Genomic DNA, 19,170 nt, shown 5'->3' with positions numbered 1-19,170 from the left:
GTACCCAAAAGAGGATCCGCATGCGCTCGCATGTTCATTTGACGACCCACGATCTCACCAAGGGCTATGAAACCGGGCCCGTCGTCGACGGCATCTCACTGAAAGTCTCCGCCGGCCAACGCCTCGGCATCATCGGTGAGAACGGCCGCGGCAAGACCACACTGCTCCGCCTACTGGCCGGGGACTTGTTGCCGGATCAGGGAACCATCACCCGGCACGGCTCGTTGAGCCTGGTACGACAGGAAATGCCGTTCCAGGACGGCGAAACGGTGGGGGACCTGTTGTCGGAAGCGCTGCGCGAAAGCCGTCACACACTGTCCGAACTGGACAGTGCGGCGGAGCCGTTCGACGAGCAGCGCTACGAGAAAGCGCTGGCCCACGCCGAGGACATCGAGGCGTGGGACGCCGAACGCCGCGCCGACATCGCGCTCAAGGCACTCGACGCCGACCACGACCGCGAGAGGAAACTCGCCGAGCTGAGCGTCGGCCAGCGTTACCGCGTCCGGCTCGCGTGTCTGCTCGCCGAACGCGCGGACGTCCTGCTGCTCGACGAACCGACGAACCACCTCGACGCGAGCGCGTTGGGGTTCCTGACCGAACGCCTGCAACAACATCACGGTGTCGTGGTGATCGTGAGCCACGACCGCACGTTGCTGGACGACGTCTGCACCCTGCTGCTCGACCTCGACCCGACCCCGGACGGCGAGGTGCACCTGCACGGCGGCGGCTACCGGGCGTTCAAGGAGGCGAAGCGCGCCGAACGTCAACGCTGGGAACAGCGGTTCGCCCAGGAGGAAGCCGAACACGACGAGCTGACCGAGAAGGTCGAACGCGCCCAGTCACGTCTCAAGGACGCCTGGCGGCCGCCCAAGGGAGCGTTCAAGCACAAGCGCAGCACGCGCGCGGCGAACAAGATGCGCAACGTCGCCCGCAGGCTCGAGGAGCTGGACGACCACCGCGTCGGCGCTCCCCCGCCGCCGTTGCGCTTCCAGCCGCCGGCCCTGGAGGCCGACGGCGACCTGCTGCACGCGACCCCGCTGGAAGTACCCGAAAGGCTGAATCTCACCGAGCCGATCTCGCTCGGCGCGGGCGAGAAGCTGCTGATCACCGGTCCCAACGGAGCGGGCAAGTCGACGTTGCTGAACGTCCTCGCGGGCCGCATCACGCCTGCTCAGGGCACGGTTCACCACGTCGGCAGGGTCGCTCTGCTCGCCCAGGAGTCGTCGTTCGAGAACGAGGACGCCATCGCGGGCAGGCTCTGCCCGCGGGCGCACGACCTGGGTCTGCTGAGCGTGAACGACCTCGCCCGCCCCGTCCGGTCGCTGTCCACTGGGCAACGAAGGCGACTGGAGCTCGCGATCCTGCTGAGCCGCGGCCCGCACGTGCTCCTGCTCGACGAACCGACCAACCACCTGTCGATCGCGCTGGTCGACGAACTGACCGAGGCACTGCACCAGACGAGGGCCGCCGTGGCCGTCGCGACCCACGACCGGCAGATGCGGACAGATTTCCGTTCGTGGCGCACCGTAACCCTCGATTCACCTTCACGGAGTCATGAAAGTTCTGTAGCTTCAGAAGTAGGTCCTCTGCTGAGCACTGGGAGGTGTGCGAGATGACCGAGCTGATCTCCGAAGAGCTGCCCAAGACGCGCCAGAACCCGTTCGACCCGCCCGCCGGGGTCACCGAGATCCGCAACAAGGCCCGCATCAGCAGGCTGAAGTTCGCCGACGGCCACCTCGGCTGGCTCGTCACCGGGCACCACCAGGTGCGGGAGATCCTGGGAAGCCCCAAGTTCACCAACAACCCCGAGAAGCACCACGTGTTCGACAAGCGGTTCCAGAGCGACGTGCCGGAGGACAGGCGCAAGGCCGAGCCGGGCATGTTCCTCAGCCAGGACCCGCCGGACCACACCCGGCTGCGCAAGATGCTGCAGGGCCAGTTCACCGTCCGGCGGATGAACCAGCTGTCCGAGTGGATCGGCACGATCGTCGACGACCAGCTGAAGCACATGCGGACGTTCGACGGCCGCGCGGACCTCGTGAAGGAGTTCGCGCTGCCGGTGCCGTCGCTGGTGATCTGCGCGCTGCTCGGCGTCGAATACGACGAGCGGCACAGGTTCCAGGAGGACACGGCGAAGATGCTGAGCCTGGACTCGTCGTTCAAGGAGGCCATGGCGGCCATGCAGCGCATTCAGGACTTCATGCGCGAGCTGATCGCCCGCAAGAAGGCCAACCCCGGCGGCGACGACATGATCAGCGACCTGCTGGCCACCGGCGAGCCGACCGACGAGGAAGCGTCGAACATGGCGATGCTGCTCCTGCTCGCCGGCCACGAGACCACGGCGAACATGCTGGGCATCGGCACGTTCACGCTGCTGCAGCACCCGGACCAGCTGAAGATCCTCAAGGACGAGCCGGAGATCATCGACAACGCCGTCGAGGAGCTCATGCGGTACCTGTCGATCATCCACTTCGGACCGATGCGCACCGCCACCGAGGATGTGGAGATCGACGGGCACCTGATCAAGGCGGGCGACACCGTGCTGATGCACGTGCCGACCGCGAACCGGGACCCGGAGAAGTACCCCGGCAACCCCGACGAGCTCGACCTGCGCAGGCCCGCGTCCGGGCACGTGGCGTTCGGTCACGGCATCCACCAGTGCCTGGGCCAGCAGCTCGCCCGCATCGAGATGCGGATCGGGTTCTCCAAGCTGTTCCAGGAGTTCCCCGACCTCCGGCTGGACGTGGCGCCGGAGGACGTGCCGCTGCGCACGGACATGGGGATCTACGGAGTCCACTCGTTGCCAGTAGCGTGGTCGTCATGAAGATCTCCGTCGATCAGTCGAAGTGCTGCGGCTCCGGGATGTGCGTCCTGACGGACCCGGATCTCTTCGACCAGAACGAAGAAGACGGCACGGTCGTACTCCTGGTGGAGCAGCCCGACGCCGCGCACGAGGCCACCGCGAAGGAAGCGGCGAGCCTGTGCCCGGCGAGCGCGATCACGATCAGTTGAGCCGCACGAGGTAACCGTTGGAGAGCAGCCAGGCGACATTCAGTGCCCCGTCGCCTGGCACCAGCGCCCTGTCCAGCTTCTGCTGCAGCCCACCACCGGGCTGCTCGAACCACGGCGCGATGGGCCCTTCCCACACGGCAAACGCCTTGGTGACCCGGTAGGCGTGGTAGTTGCACCGGTACGCGGGATCGAACGTGTAGAGACTCTGCGGCGGAATCGCGCGCGTCGAGTAGTGCGTCCCCTTGTACGCCAGGAACCCGCCGTACTCGCTGCCGAACCGGTCCAGCCTCGTGTCCACCCCGAGGGTCCGCTGGTACTTGATCGGCTCGCCGTCGGGCCGCAGCCAGAACCCGTCCCGCGGCGGGTAGTTCCACCCGGTCCCGTTCCAGTACTTGGCGAGGAACGCGTCCTTGCCGACGTGCCCGAACCGCTTGTACCCGGCCACGATCGGCCCGACGGGCCGCTGCCACGCCTCGGGCAACGTCTCGGGCCCGAGCCGGCTGTCCCCTTGATAGGCGCCGGAGCACGCCTCGACGGCCGCTTGCGCCGCACCGATTCCGGCATTGACGCCGAACAGGACAAGAGTCGCGGCAAACAACGCCGCCAAAATCCGTTTGCCTGCGAACATGCTTCGTATCCTGGCGCGTGACACGGACTTCCGCACTACCCTCTTCCGCGTGAACTTCGCTCCCGGCTGGTACCCCGACAACGCCGACCAACGCTACGTTCGTTGGTGGGACGGCACCCAGTGGACGCCCCACGTCCAGCCGCGCCAGCAGCAAACCGACGCCCACCACATGGAGATGCAGATGGGCGGCACGGGCCAGGACCGCGTGGCCCAACAGGTCCAGCGAGCGGGCATCCAGCAACCGGTCGCGGGCGGCGGCGGCACCCTGTTCACCGAACCTGTCCTGGTGGTGAACCAGAAGGCGAAGCTCATCGAGATGTCGAACTCCTACGTCATCTACGACCAGCACGCCCGCCACATCGGCACCGTCGAACAGGTGGGCCAGTCCGGCGCCGCCAAAGCCTTGCGCGCCTTCACCAAACTCGACTCGATGCTCGACGTCCGCCTGGAAATCCGCGACGTGCACGGCCACCCGCTCCTCCGCCTCGTGCGCCCGGCAACGATGTGGAAGTCCAAGGTCATCGTCGAACGCGGCGACGGCATGCCCATCGGCGAGATCATCCAGGAGAACGTCTTCGGCAAGGTCCGCTTCGCCTACGTGTGCAACGGCATGAAGGTCGGCGGCATCTACGCCGAGAACTTCCGCGCCTGGAACTTCTCGCTCCGCGACCACACCGACACCGAGGTGGCCCGCATCACCAAGACCTGGCAGGGCATGGCCAAGGCGATGTTCTCCACCGCCGACAACTACGTCGTCCAGTTCCACCGCCAGGTGCCGGACCCGCTGCTGAGCATGATCGTGGCCTCCGGCGTCACCGTGGACACGGTACTGAGCCAGACCCAGGGCTGAGCCAGGACAGCCGCGCACGGGAACGAGACGGGTCTTTTCATCGCCGCTTCGCGACGATTGCGATTGGCGCTTGACTTCGGGGCCCTTGCGAGGCGCTGGTCGGCCTTTAAAAGCCGGGCATGTAAAGCGCCCGGCCGATCCGAACACGGTAGCACCTCGCACCCAAAGTCAAGCACCAATCGCGGTGCGTACGTGGTTGCGTTTGTGCGGTCGGGTTCCGGAAATTACCGCTTGAACGGCGCGGTATCAGCCCTTTCCGGCTCGCTTCGCTTCGCCACGCCGGTGCGGGTTCGGCGATTCACTCGATGGTGTTCATTTTCGGCCCTGATATTCACGTGATCTTGCGGTAAATTAGAACACGTGAGCGACTCCAGCCTTCCCCTCCTCTCCACCGGCGAGCTGCTGCGCGGCATCGTCGACGAGGTGACGGAATCCCGGGCCCGCGATTATGCGATCATGCAGAAAATCGCCGAGTTGAACCGCCGCGGCGCCGCCACCGAACTCGGCTACAAAAACCTTGCGCTCGTGCTGCGGGACGCGGTCCGCTGGGACAAGAACACCGCCACACGGTGGGTCGAGCAGGCCGCGAAGCTGAGCGGTGAGATCACCCCGACCGGCAGCGAGATCACCGCCCGGCTCCCGATCACCGCCACGGCCGCCGCCGAGGGCGCCCTGTCGATCGAGCACGTCGCGGTGGTCGCCGAGGCGATGCAGACCCTGCCCGCCGACCGTGAGACGCAGCTGGTCGACTACGCCCGCCAGTTCGAGCCCACCCTGGTCCGCGCCCTGGGCAAGAAGCTGATCTACGGGTTGTTCCAGAACGACCCCGAACCGAAAGACCCCCAGCCCGAACCCGCCTGCTCCCGTAACCGGCTGGCGTTGCGCCAGACCAGGGACGGGGTGGTGAAGTACGCCGGGACGATGGACCCGGTGACCGGTGCGACGTTGATCGCGGCGCTGGGCCCGCTGGCCAAACCCCGCCCCACCACCGCCGAAGGCCCCGACCCGCGCACGCTGGACGAGCGGCAGGGCGACGCCCTGGCCGAACTCCTCGATCTGACGCTGCGGGCGGACGTGCTGCCCGAGCACGGCGGCGAGGCGGTCGCGCTGACGGTGACCGTGGACTACGACGACCTGGTCGAGCAGGCCGGGGCGGCGACGCTGGACAACGGCGTGCACCTCCCCGCCGACCAGGTCCGCCAGCTCGCCTGCAGCGCCGGGATCCTCCCGATCGTGCTGGGCAGCCGGTCCCAGCCGCTCAACGTGGGCCGTCGGTCCCGGCTGTTCACCTCCGGCATCCGCCGCGCCCTGGTCGCCCGCGACCGAGGTTGCGCGTTCCCGGGTTGTGGGCGTCCGCCGAAGCACTGCGATGCCCACCACATCCAGCACTGGGCCGACGGCGGCGACACCTCCCTCGACAACGGGGTGCTGCTGTGCCGCCACCACCACACCCTGATCCACCGCAGCGGCTGGGAAGTCACGATCGAACACGGCATGCCGGTCTTCTACCCGCCCGCCTGGCTCGACCCCGAACGCAGACCCAGACGCAACCAGCTCCACACCGCCGCCTAACCCCGACCGAGGGACGCGAGCGGACCCCACCACCGCCTCGACCGCCACGGCCGTGCAGCACCACCACGGCCGTGGCACAACCATGCCCACAATCGAGCCAGGCACACCGGCAACCCCGCGCGACAGCGACAAAGCGACCAGCGAGGCGCTAGCACCGGCACTAGCGACGGCATCGACGCAGGCGACGCGGCATCGGCACGGGACGGGACGGCAACGCAGTGGCATCGGCAAAGTGGTAGCAGTGGCGCCGCCGAAGCAGCGGTATCAGCAATGCAGCTGACAAGAACCGATCCCGCTTTGGCAATGCGAAGCGAGGCGCAAAGACCCGCCACCTCGCATGACCAATGAGAAAAGTCGAGGCACCCCTGAAATAGCGATGGCGCAGCGGAGCCGAACAGCCCTAATCCTGCGCACGGCCGAAGGCAAAGCCGAGGCTCACCCCGAAACCGCGATGCGAAGCGAGCCGTACAGACCTGATACCGCGCTGTCCAAGCGGTAATTTCCGGAACCCGACCGCACAAACGCGACCACGCACGCAGGCGATTGGTGCTTGACTTTGGGTGCGAGGTGCTACCGTGTTCGGATCGGCCGGGCTCTTAATGCCCGGCTTTTAAAGGCCGACCTGCGCCTCGCAAGGGCCCCGAAGTCAAGCACCAATCGCAATCGTCGCGAAGCGGCGATGAAAAAACCAGCGCTCGTCAATGCCTGCGCAACCATCTACGCAAGGTGACCGAACCGCATTGGCGACCCCTCCGCTGGAACCGGAACCGGCCAACCAAGCCGACCCGCACTACCAACCGCGACGGGACGCAGGAACCGCCCCCTAGGACGTGGCCAGCCGAAGCTCGTCAACCTCCGCCTGAAACCCGGCCGCGGTCAACGTCTCCCCAGCCAGCCGCCAGTGCTCTCGAGCCTCCTCCGACCGCCCAGCCCGCTCCAATGCATCCCCGAGCACCCGCAACGACCGCCCGAACTCGGGCGGAGAATCCATCTCCCGAGCCTGATCCATGGCAAGCGACGCCAACCGCAACGCTTCCTCAGGCGTGGCAGCCAGCCCAGACCGCAACCTCCACACCCAAATCCGCCCCTGGCGGTCGTCGTGCGCCTCGAAGAACTCCCAGGCCTGCCGCAACTGCTCCTCAGCCAGCCCGACCTGCCCAGACCGGATCAACGTGTCGGCCAGGAACAACCTGATGTTCGCCGCGAAATCCGGATCCCCGAGTTTCTGCGCCGCAGCGAGCGAAGACCGCAGAAACGCCGCCGACATCTGCAACTCGCCGGTGAACTGGTGCAGCCGCCCCAACTCCAGGGTCGCCATCAGCTCGCTCTGCTCGTCCCCCAACTGCCCGGCAACGCGCCGAGCCCGCTCCAGGTACTCCTGCGCCGCGGCCAGCCCACCGGCACGCCGTTCGATGGCCCCCAACGAGCACAGCACTTCGATCTCACCGTGCGGGTTGCCCGACGCGACGAACCGTGCCATGGCTTCACGATGCGCCGAACGGGCCTCCGACGACCGGCCGCCCCACTCGTGCATCCACCCCATGCCGTACCTGGCGTAGGCCTCGCCCCACACGTCGCCGGTCGCGGCGAAACCTTCTTGTGCGGCAGCGAAGTTGGCTGAGGCCTCGGCGTACCGGTTCAGTCGCGCGCACAGGATTCCGCGCTGCTGGAACAGAATCGGTCGGCGGTCGGCCGGCGCGACCGACAGACCGAGGTCGTTGATCTGCTCCCAGTCGTCGAACCTGGCGCGCAGGTCGCAGAACGCCGTCGACCGGATCGCCAGCTCGGACGCCAGCGAACCCAGACCCAGAGCCGCGGCCTGGGTGATCACGGCGTGGATGTTCTGCCATTCCGCGTCGAACCAGTCGGCCGCGTCGCCGAGGTCGAACCGTTCCAGCGCAAGGGGTTCCAGGCGGATCGCCTGGTGCGGGAGCTCGACGTCGGCGCGGGTCGCCAGGTCCAGCCACCGTTCGAACAACGCCTTCAGGGCTGCGGCGGGATCCTCGGACGCCGCCTCGCGGCCGAAGGCGCGCAGCAGGTCGTGCAGCCGGTACCGGACCTGGCCCAGCGCGTCACGGCCCGCGTAGTCGACCAGGCGGGCGTCGACCAGGGCTTCGACGTGGTCCTCCGCGTCGTCGAGGTCGAGTCCCAGCAACGGTGACGCCACCCAGGCCGGGAAGTCCGGCGTGTCGACGAGCGACAGCAGCCGGAACGCCCTGCGGTGCGACTCGTCGAGGCCGTCGTAGGACAGGGCCAGCGAAGCGCGGACGTCCAGGTCCCCCAACGACAGTTCGTCGAACCGGCGCCGTTCGTCGGACAACCTGCCGGCGAGCTTCGCGAGCTGCCAGTGCGGCCGCGCCACCAGGCGGGCCGCCGCCACCCGCAGCGCCAGCGGCAACTGGCCGCAGTAGGTCACGATCTCCTGTGCCGCAACGGGTTCCGCGGCGCAACGGGCCTCACCCACCGCCGCCCGCAGCAACGCCAGCGCGTCGGGTGAGGGCAGCACGTCCAGCGGCACGACGTGGGCGGCTTCCAGACCTGCCAGCGCCGCCCGTGACGTCACCAGCGCCGCGCCCGCGGTGGTTCCCGGCAGCAGCGGCCGGACCTGGGTCTCGTTGATCGCGTTGTCCAGCACGACCAGGATCCGGCGGTCCGACAGCAGGTCGCGGTAGAGATCCACCCGGTCGTCCACAGTGGACGGTATCGCGCCACCGGAGACGCCGAGGCCGCGCAGCAACCTGTCCAGGGCCGCGGCGGGCTCGACGGGCTTCTGCTCGCCGCCGCGCAGGTTCAGGTACAGCTGGCCGTCCGGGAACGCGTCCCGCACGAGATGCGCGCAGTGCACGGCCAGGGACGTCTTGCCCACGCCACCGGGACCGGTGATCGTCCACGTCCCACCGGCCCGCAGACCGGCCGTGAGCCGCATGACCTCGTCGGCCCTGCCGGAGAAGTCGCCCACCGCGGGCGGCAGCCACGAGGGACCGGCCTGCACGGTCACCGGCGCGGAGGACCCGGCCAGCACCTCCATGTGCAGAGCGCGGAGTTCGGCGTTCGGGTCGATGCCCAGCTCGTCGGCGAGCACCTCGCTCGCCCGCCGGAACACGTCGAGCGCCTGCGCCTGCTGGCCGGTGCGGTGCAGGGCCAGCATCAGCTGGTACCAGAACCGCTCACGCAACGGATGCTCGGCGACCAGGGAGCGCAGCTCGTCGACGATCTGGTCGTGCCGCCCCAGTTGCAGCTCGGCGTCGTTGCGGCGCTCCAGCACCTCCCAGCGCTGCTCGTTGAGGCGCTGCACGTCGGTGTGTTCCATCCGCAGCGACGACACCTGGTCGAGCGCGGGCCCGCGCCACAACGCCGCGGCCTCGCCGAGCAGCCGTGCCTCGGTCGCCAGGTCGGGCGCGCGCTTGGCCTCGGCCCGCAGGCGCTGGAACGTGAGCAGGTCGAGCTGGTCGTCGTCGACGTGGATCGAGTAGCCCGTAGGCCACGTGCGGACCAGCTTGCGGTCCGCGAGGTCGTCCAGCGACTGTCTCAGCCGCATGACGTACGTCTGCAGAGTCGCGCGCGCCGAACCGGACGGCTCCTCACCCCAGAGGTGCTCCATCAGCTCGTACGACGAAACCGGCGCGTTGGCCTTCATCAGCAACGCGGCAAGCAGGACACGCTGTTTGGCCGAGCGGAGCTCCGCGACCCGGCCGGAGTCGATGACCTGCAACGATCCCAGAACCTTGAACCCCCACCGCCGTTGCATGAGCCGATCCTAACCAGCCGGTAACCCCAGGTGTCAGCGAAATGTCAGCGCGTCACGTGATGCTTCTCGCCCATGAAGCGCACAACCTTCATCGCCGCCGCGGCGTTGCTCCTGGGAGTGGCCACGTCCGGTCAGGCGCAGGCGGAGAGCGCTCCCGGCTGCGGTCCGGTGACGCAGATCGGCAAGACCGCCTACATCGGAGCCCACAGGCAGAAGTGGGCGTCCGTCAAGCAGTTCAAGGGCTGCGGCAAGAACTGGGCCTACATCTACACCTGGTCGGAGGTCCACAACGCCGGGGCCACCTACACGCCCGTGTTCGTGATCATCGCGAAGTGGGGCAACGAGTGGTCGCGTGAGCCGTACGGCCACGAGGGCCGCAAGGACGGCCACTACCGCCAGCAGGAGCTGTGGTCGCACGGCACCAACACCCTCGACACCTGCACGAACGCCTACGCCGAGTGGGACTCCGGCGCGATGACCTACCGGGCGGAAACCGACATCCGCTGCTGACCCCACCGACCCCGGACGGCGCCAAGGCCCCCCAGCTGGGCGCCGTCCGGCCTCATGGTGCCGCCGGGACTCGAAGCCCAAACCTCTCCTCGGGTCCCGGTGGCGCCTTCCAGATCAGGCTGCTCCCTGTGACGACGTCATGAACGCTCCCAGGCGCGACGACAGCTCGTCCGCGGCCTCGTTGCCGCGCAACCGCTCCGCCTCCTGCTTCAGCGGCCGCATCCGGTCCCGCGTGCGGGCCGAGCGGATCGGGCCGGACACCGCGATCGCCTGTTCCCCGACCTCCCGCGCATGCTCGGGCTCGTTCTGCACCAGGTAGTTCACGGCGAGCGCCGCGAGCCGGAACGACTGGCTGCGGGACGCGTCCTCTCCCCCGGACGAGATCGCCCTGGTCAGCAGCGGGATCGCGGACCGCGCGTACTTGACGTCGCAGGTGCGTGCGAGTTCGGTGTGGACCATCCCGCCGATCGACACCAGATCCGCCAGGTCGAAGAAGCGCGCCCACGGCGGTGCTTCCTCGCTCGCCGCACGGTCGAACTCCTCCTCCGCACGCGCGAACTGGCGCAACGCCTGCCTCTCCGCGCCCATCTTCGCGAACGCCCACGCCTCGTTGGCGTGCAGGATCGACACGGCCAGCGTCGAACCGCTGGACTGCGCGATGGGCAAACCGCGCTGGAACGACGCCAACGCGTCCTCAGCCAGTTCGTAGTGCAGATGCACGCGACCCATCCGGTAGTAGATGTTGGCCTCCAACGCGCTGTTGCCCGACGCACGCGCGAGGCCCATCGCACGGCCGAAGTGCAGATGCGCCGACTCCAAAAGGCCCATGTCGAACGACGCCCAACCGGCCAGGTTGTGCAGGTCCGCGATGGCCACCTGCAGCCGGTGCAGCACCCGTCCGGACGAGCCGGCGTCGAGCAGCGGGTTCGCCCAGTTCAACAACGCGACGCAGGCGTCCCGGCAGGCGCCTCCACCGTATTCGTAATCGAGTGCCCGAAGTGCGCTCGTCAGCGTTTCCACATGCCGCACGTCCGTTTTGTCCACGCGAGCTGGAAACGCATCGCCGTTGAACATAGCTGGCCCTCCTGACGTGCGCCGGACACCCGCTGTAACAGGTACCCGTTACACACCGTCGGTACTCACCGCGCCGCCGTCACCATCCCGCTGTTCGGCCAGGTCGGGAAGGGTCTTTCGGCTCTCCCCGGGCACGCGGGCGCGCCCACCACAACGCCGTGGTGGTCGCGCCCACGATTCTGGACGGACAGCGTGATCGGAAAGGGGCCAACGAGGTGTCACCGAAAATGAACTGAATCAATTTCCGGTGATGACACCTCACCGGAACGGCCGATCAAGTCACTCTTCCAGGCTCACCACCCCGGCGGGACACCGGTCCACCGCGTCACGGACGCCCGGCAGCAGGTCCGCGGGTGGTTCGGGCACCAGCACGACGCCGAGCCCGTCGTCATCCGACTGATCGAACACGTCCGGTGCGGCGAGCACGCACTGCCCCGATCCGATGCACCTCGTCTGGTCTATCCGGACCGTCGCACTCTTCGGCATCGCTCACCACACCACCGGGATCGCCGCGGCGCCATAGGTGATCGAGTCCTCGCGGAACTCCATCTCCGTGACGGGGATCGCCGGGCGCACGTTCGGGAACCGGGTGAACAGCGAGCGCAGCAGGATCTGCAGCTCCGTGCGGGCGAGATTGGCACCGAGGCACTGGTGCGGGCCGAAGCCGAACCCGAGATGCGCCACCGCCTTGCGCTCCAGGTCGAGCTCGCCGGCGTTGGGGCACAACGCCTCCTCCAGGTTGGCCCGGAGCGTCACGGTCACCCACTCGCCGGCCTTGATCGTCACGCCGTCGACCTCGACGTCCTCGACGGCCCTGCGCGAGAGCCCGGCGCCACCGAGGCGGCCGATCGTGTAGCGCAGCAGCTCCTCGACCATCACGTCGGCGCGGCTCGGGTCGCGCTGCAGGATCTCCAGCTGGTCGGGCCGTTCGAACAGGGTGAGCGCGAACAGGCCGAAGAAGTTCGACGTCGTCTCGTGGCCGGCCGCGAGCAGACCAATGGCGAGCCTCATCAGCTCTTCGGAGTCGAAGTCGGTCTCGTTGACCATGAGGCCGATCATGTCGTCGGTCGTACCCGACGCCCTCTTCTCGTCCGCGACCTTGGCGAGCACCTCGCCCAGCTCCGCGGCCTTCGCGTCGTACACCTCCTTGGAGCCGTTCTTGCCGAACATCTCCCGAGCGGTGGACTGGAACAGCTCCTGGTGCTCCGGCGAGACGCCCAGCAGCTCGGCGATCACCAGCGACGGCACCGGCAGGCACAGCGCCGAGACGAGGTCGGCGGGCGCGCCCTGGCGTTCCATGGCATCGAGGTGGTCGTCGACGATCTGCTGGATGCGCGGCCGCATCTCGTTCATCTTCTTGACCATGAACGCCCGCGACAGCGGACGACGCAGCCGCAGGTGCTCCTCGCCGTCCATCGAGTTCATGTTGCCGGGCTGCTTGAGGCCGAGGATGGGCTCGCCCTCGGTGCGCATCTCCGGCCCGCCCTCCCTCATCGAGCTGAAACGCTTGTCCGACAGCACCTGGCGGACGCCGGCGTAGCTGCTGATGACCCAGGCCTGCACCCCGTTGGGCCAGATCATCTTCACCGGGCCGTTGCTGACGGCTTCCTCGAAGCCTGCGGGCGCACCCAGCGGATGCACGCGGTTCTCGTGTGGGACTGGGCAAACGGCTGCTTCAGTCACGGGAGTTCCCCTCAATAGAACAGAACTGTTCTTTTGAAACCATGACCGAACGTAGCGCAGCCACTACGGCTTGACGAGTCGTTTGGTTCAGCTCAGCCGATCAGCGGTCTCACCAGGCCGTCGACGATGCTGTCCGTGACACCCTGCTCGTCGGAACGCAGCACGAAGGTCGAGACCAGAGCGGTGATGAGGATGCCGGCGTCGAGGTCGGGCGGCAGCTCTCCGCGCGCCTTCGCCCGATCGACGGCGACCTGGAGGGGTGCCGTGTAGGCGCGGTCGACGTGCTCTTCGCGCAGGTACGCGAGATCGGCGTCCTGACGGCTGCCCTCGAGCAACCCGAGGAAGATCCCGGCGGTGTCGAACGGCGACGGTTCGCTCCACGACCGCATGATCTGCCGGACGTCCTCGGCGAACGTGCCCTCGTCCGGTTGCGCCAGTTCGGGCAGGTTCGCCTTCAACGCCTCCGTGATCAACCGCGCCTTCGACGGCCAACGCTGGTACAGGCTCGCCTTGCTCGCGCGTGCCCGGCCGGCGACCAGATCCATGTTGAACCGCGCGTAGCCGACCTCGGCCAGCACGTCGAGCACGGCGGCGAAGACCTCCCGCAGACGCTCCGGCGCGTCCAAAGGCATGCGACCCACCCGTGCTCCTTGCCGATCGGGGGTTAGGTGACGTGCACCGTACCGCCGGGAGCATCCGTGAGAAGACCCGTCCTCCGCACCGACATCCACCGCAACTGCGTGCCGTGCAACGCGGTGATCAGCGACTGGATCACGACCGCGTACGTCAGCTGCCGGTACACGAACTGCTGCAGCGGATAGGCCCACAACGGCTTGAGCGACTCGCCGTCGAGCCTCGGCGCGTAGCCCGCGCTCGCCGTCCGCATCAGCAGGAACACCTGTCCAGATTGGACCCGGCGCAATACTCGAGGTGCTGCCGGCGCAGCTCCTCGGCGAGGTCACCGGTGCCGTCGGTCGAGCCGTCGTCGACCACGGGCGAAGGTCACCGAACTGACCACCGCACCGCCTCCACCACCGCCAACGACGGCATCCCGTGCATCGCCTAGTTGCGCCTCTCCGTCACCCACGTCGCGATCTGAGCGCGTGAGGTGAAACCGAGCTTCTGCAGGATCCGTTCCACGTGGCCCTCTGCCGTCCTGCGGGCGATCACCAGGCTGGCCGCGATCTCCTTGTTCGACTTGCCACCGGCGATCAGGTCCGCCACCTGCTGCTCGCGCTTGGTCAACGGGGTGGGCGCGGCGATCACCGGGGTCTCCTCGACCAGCTCGTCGCCGATCGCGAACGAGATGGCGTCCTCGAGCTCGAGGTCCATGCCCTTGCGGAACAGCGCGCGGAACTCCTGCTCGCCCAACGCGGAGATGGTCGCGGCCTCGCACTCGCCGTGCGGTGCGCCGAAGTGCCGGGAACCGAACATGGGATAACCGACCGACTGCCAGATCTCGCCGGCGGCGCCCAGCAACGTCGCCGCGCGCACCGCGTTGCCCCGCGAGGCCGCGATCCAGGCCAGCACCTCGATCGCGAGCACGATGCCGAGCAGGTCGTGGAACGTCCGCTTGATCCGCAGGCACTCGCGGCCGAGCCGGTCGGCGCGCGCGAAGTCGCCGCTGACCCACGCGCACAACGCCAGCACGTAGATCGCGTATGCCTGCGCCCACAGCTCGCCGTGCTGCTCGCCGACGGACTTCGCCTCCACGCAGAGTCGTTCGGCGGCGGCGAAGTCGTGCCGGAACGTCGCGGAGATCGCCAGCTCGATGCCCGCCAGCATGGTGTGACTGTTGACGGTGCCCTGGTCGCGGTACAGGTCGATGGCCTCCTCGAACAGCCGCTCTGCCAGGTCGAGGTCGTCGCCGACGAGGTGGGCGCACGCCAGCCGGTGCGTCGAGTAGGCCAGCGCGCTCGGGTCGTGCACGGACAGGGCGTACTGCCGGCACTCCTCCAGCATCCACGCGGACGCGGTGAGGTCGCCCTGCAGCGTGGCCACGTACCCGTTCACCCACAACGCTTTCGCCCGCTCCGGACCCGGTTTGGCATCGCCGAGCGCCCGGTCGAGCCAGTGCCGGCCCTCGCCGAGCATGCCGCACCCCGCCCAGTAGAACCACAACGTCGCCGCCAGATGCACCGCGCGGTCGCCGTCCTGCTCGAAGCAGAAGTCCAGGGCCGAACGGAGATTCGCGTGCTCCAGCCGGGTGAGCGCGAAGATCTGCGGCTGGGCGGGGCCGAACCACTCCTTCTCGCGCCGCTCGGCCCACTCGATGAAGTGGTCGCGGTGCCGTTTCCGCAGGACCGGCTCGCGGCCGGCGCCGCGCAGTTTCTCCAAGCCGTACTGGCGCAACGGCTCCAGCAGCCGGAAGCGGGTGCCGCACGGGTGCTGTTCCGCGATCACGACCGACTTGTCGACGAGGCCGAAGAGCGAGCGCATGACGTCCCCGGACGCGACGCCGTCGCCCGAACAGACCCGTTCCGCGGCCTCCAGGTCGAACGTGCCGGAGAAGACCGACGCGCGTGCCCACAGGATCTGCTCCGACCGGGTGCACAGGTGAAAGCTCCAGTCCACGGCCGCCTGCAGCGTCTGGTGACGCGGGTCGCCGCCGCGTTTGCCCTCGCCCAGCACCTTGAACGTGTCGTCCAATCTGGACAGCAGGTGGTCCAGCGTGAGCACGCGCAGGCGCACGGCGGCCAGTTCGATGGCGAGCGGGATACCGCCCAGCAACGCGCAGATCCGGGTGACCTCGTCGTGGTTGCGCGCGTCGACCGCGAATCCGGGCTCGACGGCCGTGGCCCGTTCGGCGAACAGGGTCAGCGCGGGGTCCTGCGGAAGTGGTGCGACCTGCCAGAGGTGTTCGCCGTCGACGCCGAGCCGTTCGCGGCTCGTGACCAGGACACGCAGCCCGGGAACGCCGCGCAGCAACGCGTCCACGAGAGTGGCGGTGGCCTCGATGACGTGCTCGCAGTTGTCGAGCACCATCAGCGACTGGCGGTCGCGCAGGTGTTCCACGAGGACGGTGCGGTGCTGGCGAACGGTGTCGTCGTGCACGCCCAGTTGCTCCAGAACCGTGTGCACCACCAGTTCCTGGTCGGTGACGCCGGCCAGTTCGACGAACCACACACCGTCGAGGAAAGCTCTCTGCGTCTCGGCGGCCGCCCGCAGCGCCAGCCGGGTCTTACCGACACCACCGACACCGGTGAGGGTGACGAGGCGGGACTCCGACAGGAGCCTCCTCACCTCGGTGACGTCGTGCCTGCGGCCGACGAAACTGGTTGTGTCGGCAGGCAAATTGCCTTTGCGACCTGGGGAAAGCGAACCGCCCACAGCCGCACCCTAGGTCGGCGCGATCTCCAACTGCAACGCGGTCCCCCGGAGGTACCAACGGCGAAACACGGGTAGTTACCCCCTAGGGCGCACATGGTCGCGTTGCCACGCTTGACGGTCGGGGACGCGCCTGCGGGAGGAACGATCATGGCCGGTGACAGCCTCGAGGTCGACGTCCGCGAGCAGAACGGCGTGCTCGTCGTCCGGTTCAGCGGCGGACTCGGCTGGTCAACGTACATGCGGGTGCAGGACGTGCTGCTCGACTGCGCCACCAGGGAGCTCACCGGCGTGGTGGTGGAGCTCGACGACCTCGTCGCCGAGTCACCCGCGCTGCTCGTGGTGTTCGACGTCGTGTGGCTGTCCGCGGCGCGCTGGCCGGGCATCTCGCTGAGCCTCGTCGTCGGTGATCACCGGCTGAGGTCTGCGCTGGAGTCGCGCGGACTCCCCCGGCACATCCCGATGTACTCCACGACCGCGGCCGCGCTGGCCGCCGTGGTGCGGTTGCGTTACGAGGACAGAGTGGACGCGGCGCTGCCGGCGTGCCGTTGCGGGCCGCACGTGGCAGAACGGATCACCGAGCGCGCGTGCGAACGGTGGGGCGTCCAGTCGTTGCTCGACGTCGCGCCACAGGTGGCAGTTGAGCTGGTTTCGCACGTCGAGGACGACAGTGCGTTGGCGCTGCTGCTGCGCATGCGAAACGACAAGATGTCCGTCGCCGTGCGCACGACCACACGCCTCGACCTCAGGCAATGGCACACCATGCGGCGCAACGTTGCTTCCATCGCCGTCTGCAACTTCACCATGGGTGAGACGCCTGCCGGGGGAGGGCGGCACATCATCTGGGCGTTGCTCGACGTACCGGAGGACAGCCAACGACCCCCGAGCTATCTCGACGATGCCGCCGCCTTCACCCACCAGGCTTAAGACTTCCGGGTCGTTCTACTGGGCGTGGGCCGCCGCGATGCTGGTACGGCACGCCCTGACGACCTGGCGATTCGCCGCCGTGTCCGGGGTGCCCGTGCCGCACCTGGGACAGCAGAGGCGCGCGGTCGTCTCGTCGACGAACACGTCCAGGGGGCTGCCGCACGGGCGGCACCAGCGGTGGCCGGTGAGGGGGATGACATGGTCCGGCGAGGCCACGCACTGGTGCAACCAGCACCGATGGAGTCCGCAGGTCACTCGGGTGTGCGGGTCGAGGCCGAGCTCCTCGGCCAGATCTTCCGCGCCGAGAACAGCCGTCAAGGTCGCGTTCTCGGCCTCGGAGGAGGTCACCAGCCGCAGGTGCGCGCGTCGCCACATGGCTAGAACCATGCTCCGACGGCAGCGTCAGGTATACCCGCATTAATACCTGTCTAATCACACGTTATGCCGAATTCCATTCGACACGGAACCCTCTTCTCACACCGTCGTGTGCGCCCTACTCTCGGGTTCAGACGACGCGGCGCAGAGGTATTCCTGATGGCTGATCCTGCGTACTTCCCTCCCCCGCACTCCGCCCGCATCGGGATGAGCGATGTGGAACAGCTGGAGTCGCAGACGCATTCGCTGAGGTCGGTCGACTACCAGTACGGCGGCGGGGCGTGCCGGGACGCCGTCGTCGTACGGATTTACTGGGCGCAGCAGCTGCTGGCGGCATCGGCTTCCGATGTCGTGCGTTCGCGGCTGTTGTCCGCCGTCGCCGATTTGCACAACCTGGCCGGGTGGACGTCGTTCGACAGCGGCCAGGTCGGGGCGGCGTATCACCACTTCGACCGCGCTCTCGAATTCGCGCGGCACGACGAGGACCTGACCACCAACATCGTTTACCGGCGTGGGCGCGTGCACCTGCATCACGGCGCACCGGGCGATGCGCTGGCGTACTTCCAGAGGGGTGCCTTCGCACCGTTGGCGTCGAGCATCATGCATTCGAACGAGGCATGGGCTTACGCGCGTCAGGCCCGTTCAGCGGAAGCGTTGCGTGCGCTGGGCAAGGCGCAGGACGCGTTCTCGCGCGCAGATCTGTCGCACGTGCCGGACTGGGCCAGGTTCCACGACGAGACCGACCTGAAGGCGATGATCGGCATCGTCTACGCCGAGCTCGGCGACACCCGCCAGGCCATTCCCGCGTTGGCTGAGGCCATCGAGGGGTTCGGCCCGGCGATGGCGCGGAGCTGGACGTTCTGCCTGATCGCACTGGCCTCGTGCCACTTCCTGGACGGCGACGACGACCAGGGCCAGACCGTGGCGATGCAGGCGATCAGCGCCGCGGAAGGGCTGCGGTCCGAACGGGTGTGGGACCGGATGCGGCCGATGATGCAGGCCGCGGCCGCGCGCGGGGTCTCGTTGCGCTGAGTCTTTGCAGAACCCGAACATTCGGCGGACTCGGCCCTGATGGTGCTCGGTCATCGTTCTGTGCCATGAACATTTTGCGAATCGGTGGGCTCGTGGCCGGGATGCTGCTGCTGGGCGCGGGAACCGCGTCCGCGCAGGAACCGATCACGATCAGCCCCGAGAAGGTGCAGAAGATCTGCTCGCAGCGGGTGCCGCGGGTCGAGGCGCGGGTGAAGGCGCTGACCGACCGGATCAACGGCAGCCCCGAGACGCTGGGCTCGAAGAAGTGGATCGAGCAGAAGGCGGCCGACGCCCGTTCGGCCGGCAACACGGCCCGTGCCGACGTGCTGGACGCCCGGCTGAAGCTGCGGGACGCGCAGCTCGCGAAGCTGTCGAAGGCGGCAGAGCGGGTGGCCAAGTTCAAGTCCGAGCACTGCGGGTCGAAGTGAGGTG

18 protein-coding genes are annotated in these 19,170 nt (G+C 68.1%); 9 read left to right on the top strand and 9 right to left on the bottom strand.

The window, feature by feature from the left end; genetic code table 11:
- Window positions 1-20: 20 nt before the first annotated feature.
- Genes JOD27_RS38705 through JOD27_RS38695 form a run of 3 tightly spaced genes read left to right on the top strand, consistent with a single transcriptional unit; the run spans window position 21 to window position 3,012 of the window.
- Window positions 21-1,616 (top strand): ATP-binding cassette domain-containing protein, encoded by a 1,596-nt coding sequence (locus JOD27_RS38705; protein ID WP_204767329.1) that lies wholly within the window; start codon window positions 21-23, stop codon window positions 1,614-1,616.
- Entirely contained in the window at window positions 1,613-2,824 is a 1,212-nt protein-coding gene (locus tag JOD27_RS38700; protein ID WP_204767328.1) for a cytochrome P450, read from the top strand. Before JOD27_RS38705 ends, JOD27_RS38700 begins: the two co-directional genes overlap by 4 nt.
- Window positions 2,821-3,012 (top strand): ferredoxin, encoded by a 192-nt coding sequence (locus JOD27_RS38695; RefSeq protein ID WP_204767327.1) that lies wholly within the window; start codon window positions 2,821-2,823, stop codon window positions 3,010-3,012. Before JOD27_RS38700 ends, JOD27_RS38695 begins: the two co-directional genes overlap by 4 nt.
- On the opposite strand, the gene JOD27_RS38690 is transcribed toward JOD27_RS38695, so the two are convergent.
- Window positions 3,005-3,640 (bottom strand): TNT domain-containing protein, encoded by a 636-nt coding sequence (locus JOD27_RS38690; RefSeq protein WP_204767326.1) that lies wholly within the window; start codon window positions 3,638-3,640, stop codon window positions 3,005-3,007. The two genes, JOD27_RS38695 and JOD27_RS38690, sit on opposite strands and share 8 nt — an antisense overlap.
- Window positions 3,641-3,689: 49 nt before the next feature.
- Between JOD27_RS38690 and JOD27_RS38685 the strand changes: the two genes are divergently transcribed.
- Window positions 3,690-4,490 carry a phospholipid scramblase-related protein gene (locus JOD27_RS38685; protein ID WP_307830582.1) on the top strand — a complete coding sequence of 267 codons (801 nt, stop codon included), beginning with the start codon at window positions 3,690-3,692 and terminating at the stop codon, window positions 4,488-4,490.
- A gap of 360 nt (window positions 4,491-4,850) precedes the next feature.
- Window positions 4,851-6,062, top strand: coding sequence for an HNH endonuclease signature motif containing protein (locus JOD27_RS38680; protein WP_204767324.1), 1,212 nt, complete (start codon window positions 4,851-4,853; stop codon window positions 6,060-6,062).
- A gap of 823 nt (window positions 6,063-6,885) precedes the next feature.
- Here the strand turns inward: JOD27_RS38680 and JOD27_RS38675 are convergent.
- Window positions 6,886-9,810, bottom strand: coding sequence for an AfsR/SARP family transcriptional regulator (locus JOD27_RS38675; RefSeq protein WP_204767323.1), 2,925 nt, complete (start codon window positions 9,808-9,810; stop codon window positions 6,886-6,888).
- 72 nt (window positions 9,811-9,882) lie between these two features.
- Here JOD27_RS38675 and JOD27_RS38670 point away from each other — a divergent pair, with 72 nt between their 5' ends.
- Window positions 9,883-10,320 carry a hypothetical protein gene (locus tag JOD27_RS38670; RefSeq protein WP_204767322.1) on the top strand — a complete coding sequence of 146 codons (438 nt, stop codon included), beginning with the start codon at window positions 9,883-9,885 and terminating at the stop codon, window positions 10,318-10,320.
- 114 nt (window positions 10,321-10,434) lie between these two features.
- Here the strand turns inward: JOD27_RS38670 and JOD27_RS38665 are convergent, their stop codons facing one another.
- From JOD27_RS38665 to JOD27_RS38640, 6 genes are all read right to left on the bottom strand, one after another.
- Entirely contained in the window at window positions 10,435-11,394 is a 960-nt protein-coding gene (locus tag JOD27_RS38665; RefSeq protein ID WP_504739950.1) for an NsdA family TPR-like regulatory protein, read from the bottom strand.
- 279 nt (window positions 11,395-11,673) lie between these two features.
- The gene (locus JOD27_RS38660; RefSeq protein WP_204767320.1) at window positions 11,674-11,880 is read right to left on the bottom strand and encodes a ferredoxin; all 207 of its coding nucleotides are present in this window, start codon (window positions 11,878-11,880) and stop codon (window positions 11,674-11,676) included.
- Window positions 11,881-11,883: 3 nt separating this feature from the next.
- Complete coding sequence (locus tag JOD27_RS38655; RefSeq protein ID WP_204767319.1) at window positions 11,884-13,035, bottom strand: cytochrome P450; 1,152 nt, start codon at window positions 13,033-13,035, stop codon at window positions 11,884-11,886.
- Window positions 13,036-13,169: 134 nt separating this feature from the next.
- Window positions 13,170-13,709, bottom strand: coding sequence for a TetR/AcrR family transcriptional regulator (locus tag JOD27_RS38650; protein WP_239571003.1), 540 nt, complete (start codon window positions 13,707-13,709; stop codon window positions 13,170-13,172).
- Between the two features lie 32 nt (window positions 13,710-13,741).
- Complete coding sequence (locus JOD27_RS38645; protein WP_204767317.1) at window positions 13,742-13,975, bottom strand: hypothetical protein; 234 nt, start codon at window positions 13,973-13,975, stop codon at window positions 13,742-13,744.
- 164 nt (window positions 13,976-14,139) lie between these two features.
- Window positions 14,140-16,320, bottom strand: a complete 2,181-nt coding sequence (locus JOD27_RS38640) for an ATP-binding protein (RefSeq protein ID WP_204767316.1) — start codon at window positions 16,318-16,320, stop codon at window positions 14,140-14,142.
- Window positions 16,321-16,554: 234 nt separating this feature from the next.
- On the opposite strand from JOD27_RS38640, the gene JOD27_RS38635 reads away from it, so the two are divergent.
- Complete coding sequence (locus JOD27_RS38635; protein WP_204767315.1) at window positions 16,555-17,331, top strand: STAS domain-containing protein; 777 nt, start codon at window positions 16,555-16,557, stop codon at window positions 17,329-17,331.
- Window positions 17,332-17,346: 15 nt separating this feature from the next.
- On the opposite strand, the gene JOD27_RS38630 is transcribed toward JOD27_RS38635, so the two are convergent.
- The gene (locus tag JOD27_RS38630) at window positions 17,347-17,706 is read right to left on the bottom strand and encodes a hypothetical protein (RefSeq protein ID WP_239570922.1); all 360 of its coding nucleotides are present in this window, start codon (window positions 17,704-17,706) and stop codon (window positions 17,347-17,349) included.
- Window positions 17,707-17,865: 159 nt separating this feature from the next.
- Here JOD27_RS38630 and JOD27_RS38625 point away from each other — a divergent pair, with 159 nt between their 5' ends.
- Window positions 17,866-18,738 (top strand): NsdA family TPR-like regulatory protein, encoded by an 873-nt coding sequence (locus JOD27_RS38625; protein WP_204767313.1) that lies wholly within the window; start codon window positions 17,866-17,868, stop codon window positions 18,736-18,738.
- Between the two features lie 65 nt (window positions 18,739-18,803).
- Window positions 18,804-19,166 carry a hypothetical protein gene (locus tag JOD27_RS38620; protein ID WP_204767312.1) on the top strand — a complete coding sequence of 121 codons (363 nt, stop codon included), beginning with the start codon at window positions 18,804-18,806 and terminating at the stop codon, window positions 19,164-19,166.
- Window positions 19,167-19,170 lie beyond the last annotated feature (4 nt).

This window comes from Lentzea nigeriaca, assembly GCF_016907955.1.
GTDB classification, from domain to species: domain Bacteria; phylum Actinomycetota; class Actinomycetes; order Mycobacteriales; family Pseudonocardiaceae; genus Lentzea; species Lentzea nigeriaca.
This window is presented reverse-complemented; position numbering and strand designations above follow the sequence as displayed.

What these genes read in the sequence shown, in the direction of transcription:
- JOD27_RS38630 (WP_239570922.1), bottom strand. Translation starts at nt 17,706, where the DNA reads ATGTGGCGACGCGCGCACCTGCGGCTGGTGACCTCCTCCGAGGCCGAG.
- JOD27_RS38675 (WP_204767323.1), bottom strand. Translation starts at nt 9,810, where the DNA reads ATGCAACGGCGGTGGGGGTTCAAGGTTCTGGGATCGTTGCAGGTCATC.
- JOD27_RS38705 (WP_204767329.1), top strand. Translation starts at nt 21, where the DNA reads ATGCGCTCGCATGTTCATTTGACGACCCACGATCTCACCAAGGGCTAT.
- JOD27_RS38690 (WP_204767326.1), bottom strand. Translation starts at nt 3,640, where the DNA reads ATGTTCGCAGGCAAACGGATTTTGGCGGCGTTGTTTGCCGCGACTCTT.
- JOD27_RS38665 (WP_504739950.1), bottom strand. Translation starts at nt 11,394, where the DNA reads ATGTTCAACGGCGATGCGTTTCCAGCTCGCGTGGACAAAACGGACGTG.
- JOD27_RS38700 (WP_204767328.1), top strand. Translation starts at nt 1,613, where the DNA reads ATGACCGAGCTGATCTCCGAAGAGCTGCCCAAGACGCGCCAGAACCCG.
- JOD27_RS38660 (WP_204767320.1), bottom strand. Translation starts at nt 11,880, where the DNA reads ATGCCGAAGAGTGCGACGGTCCGGATAGACCAGACGAGGTGCATCGGA.
- JOD27_RS38670 (WP_204767322.1), top strand. Translation starts at nt 9,883, where the DNA reads ATGAAGCGCACAACCTTCATCGCCGCCGCGGCGTTGCTCCTGGGAGTG.
- JOD27_RS38695 (WP_204767327.1), top strand. Translation starts at nt 2,821, where the DNA reads ATGAAGATCTCCGTCGATCAGTCGAAGTGCTGCGGCTCCGGGATGTGC.
- JOD27_RS38620 (WP_204767312.1), top strand. Translation starts at nt 18,804, where the DNA reads ATGAACATTTTGCGAATCGGTGGGCTCGTGGCCGGGATGCTGCTGCTG.
- JOD27_RS38650 (WP_239571003.1), bottom strand. Translation starts at nt 13,709, where the DNA reads ATGCCTTTGGACGCGCCGGAGCGTCTGCGGGAGGTCTTCGCCGCCGTG.
- JOD27_RS38635 (WP_204767315.1), top strand. Translation starts at nt 16,555, where the DNA reads ATGGCCGGTGACAGCCTCGAGGTCGACGTCCGCGAGCAGAACGGCGTG.
- JOD27_RS38625 (WP_204767313.1), top strand. Translation starts at nt 17,866, where the DNA reads ATGGCTGATCCTGCGTACTTCCCTCCCCCGCACTCCGCCCGCATCGGG.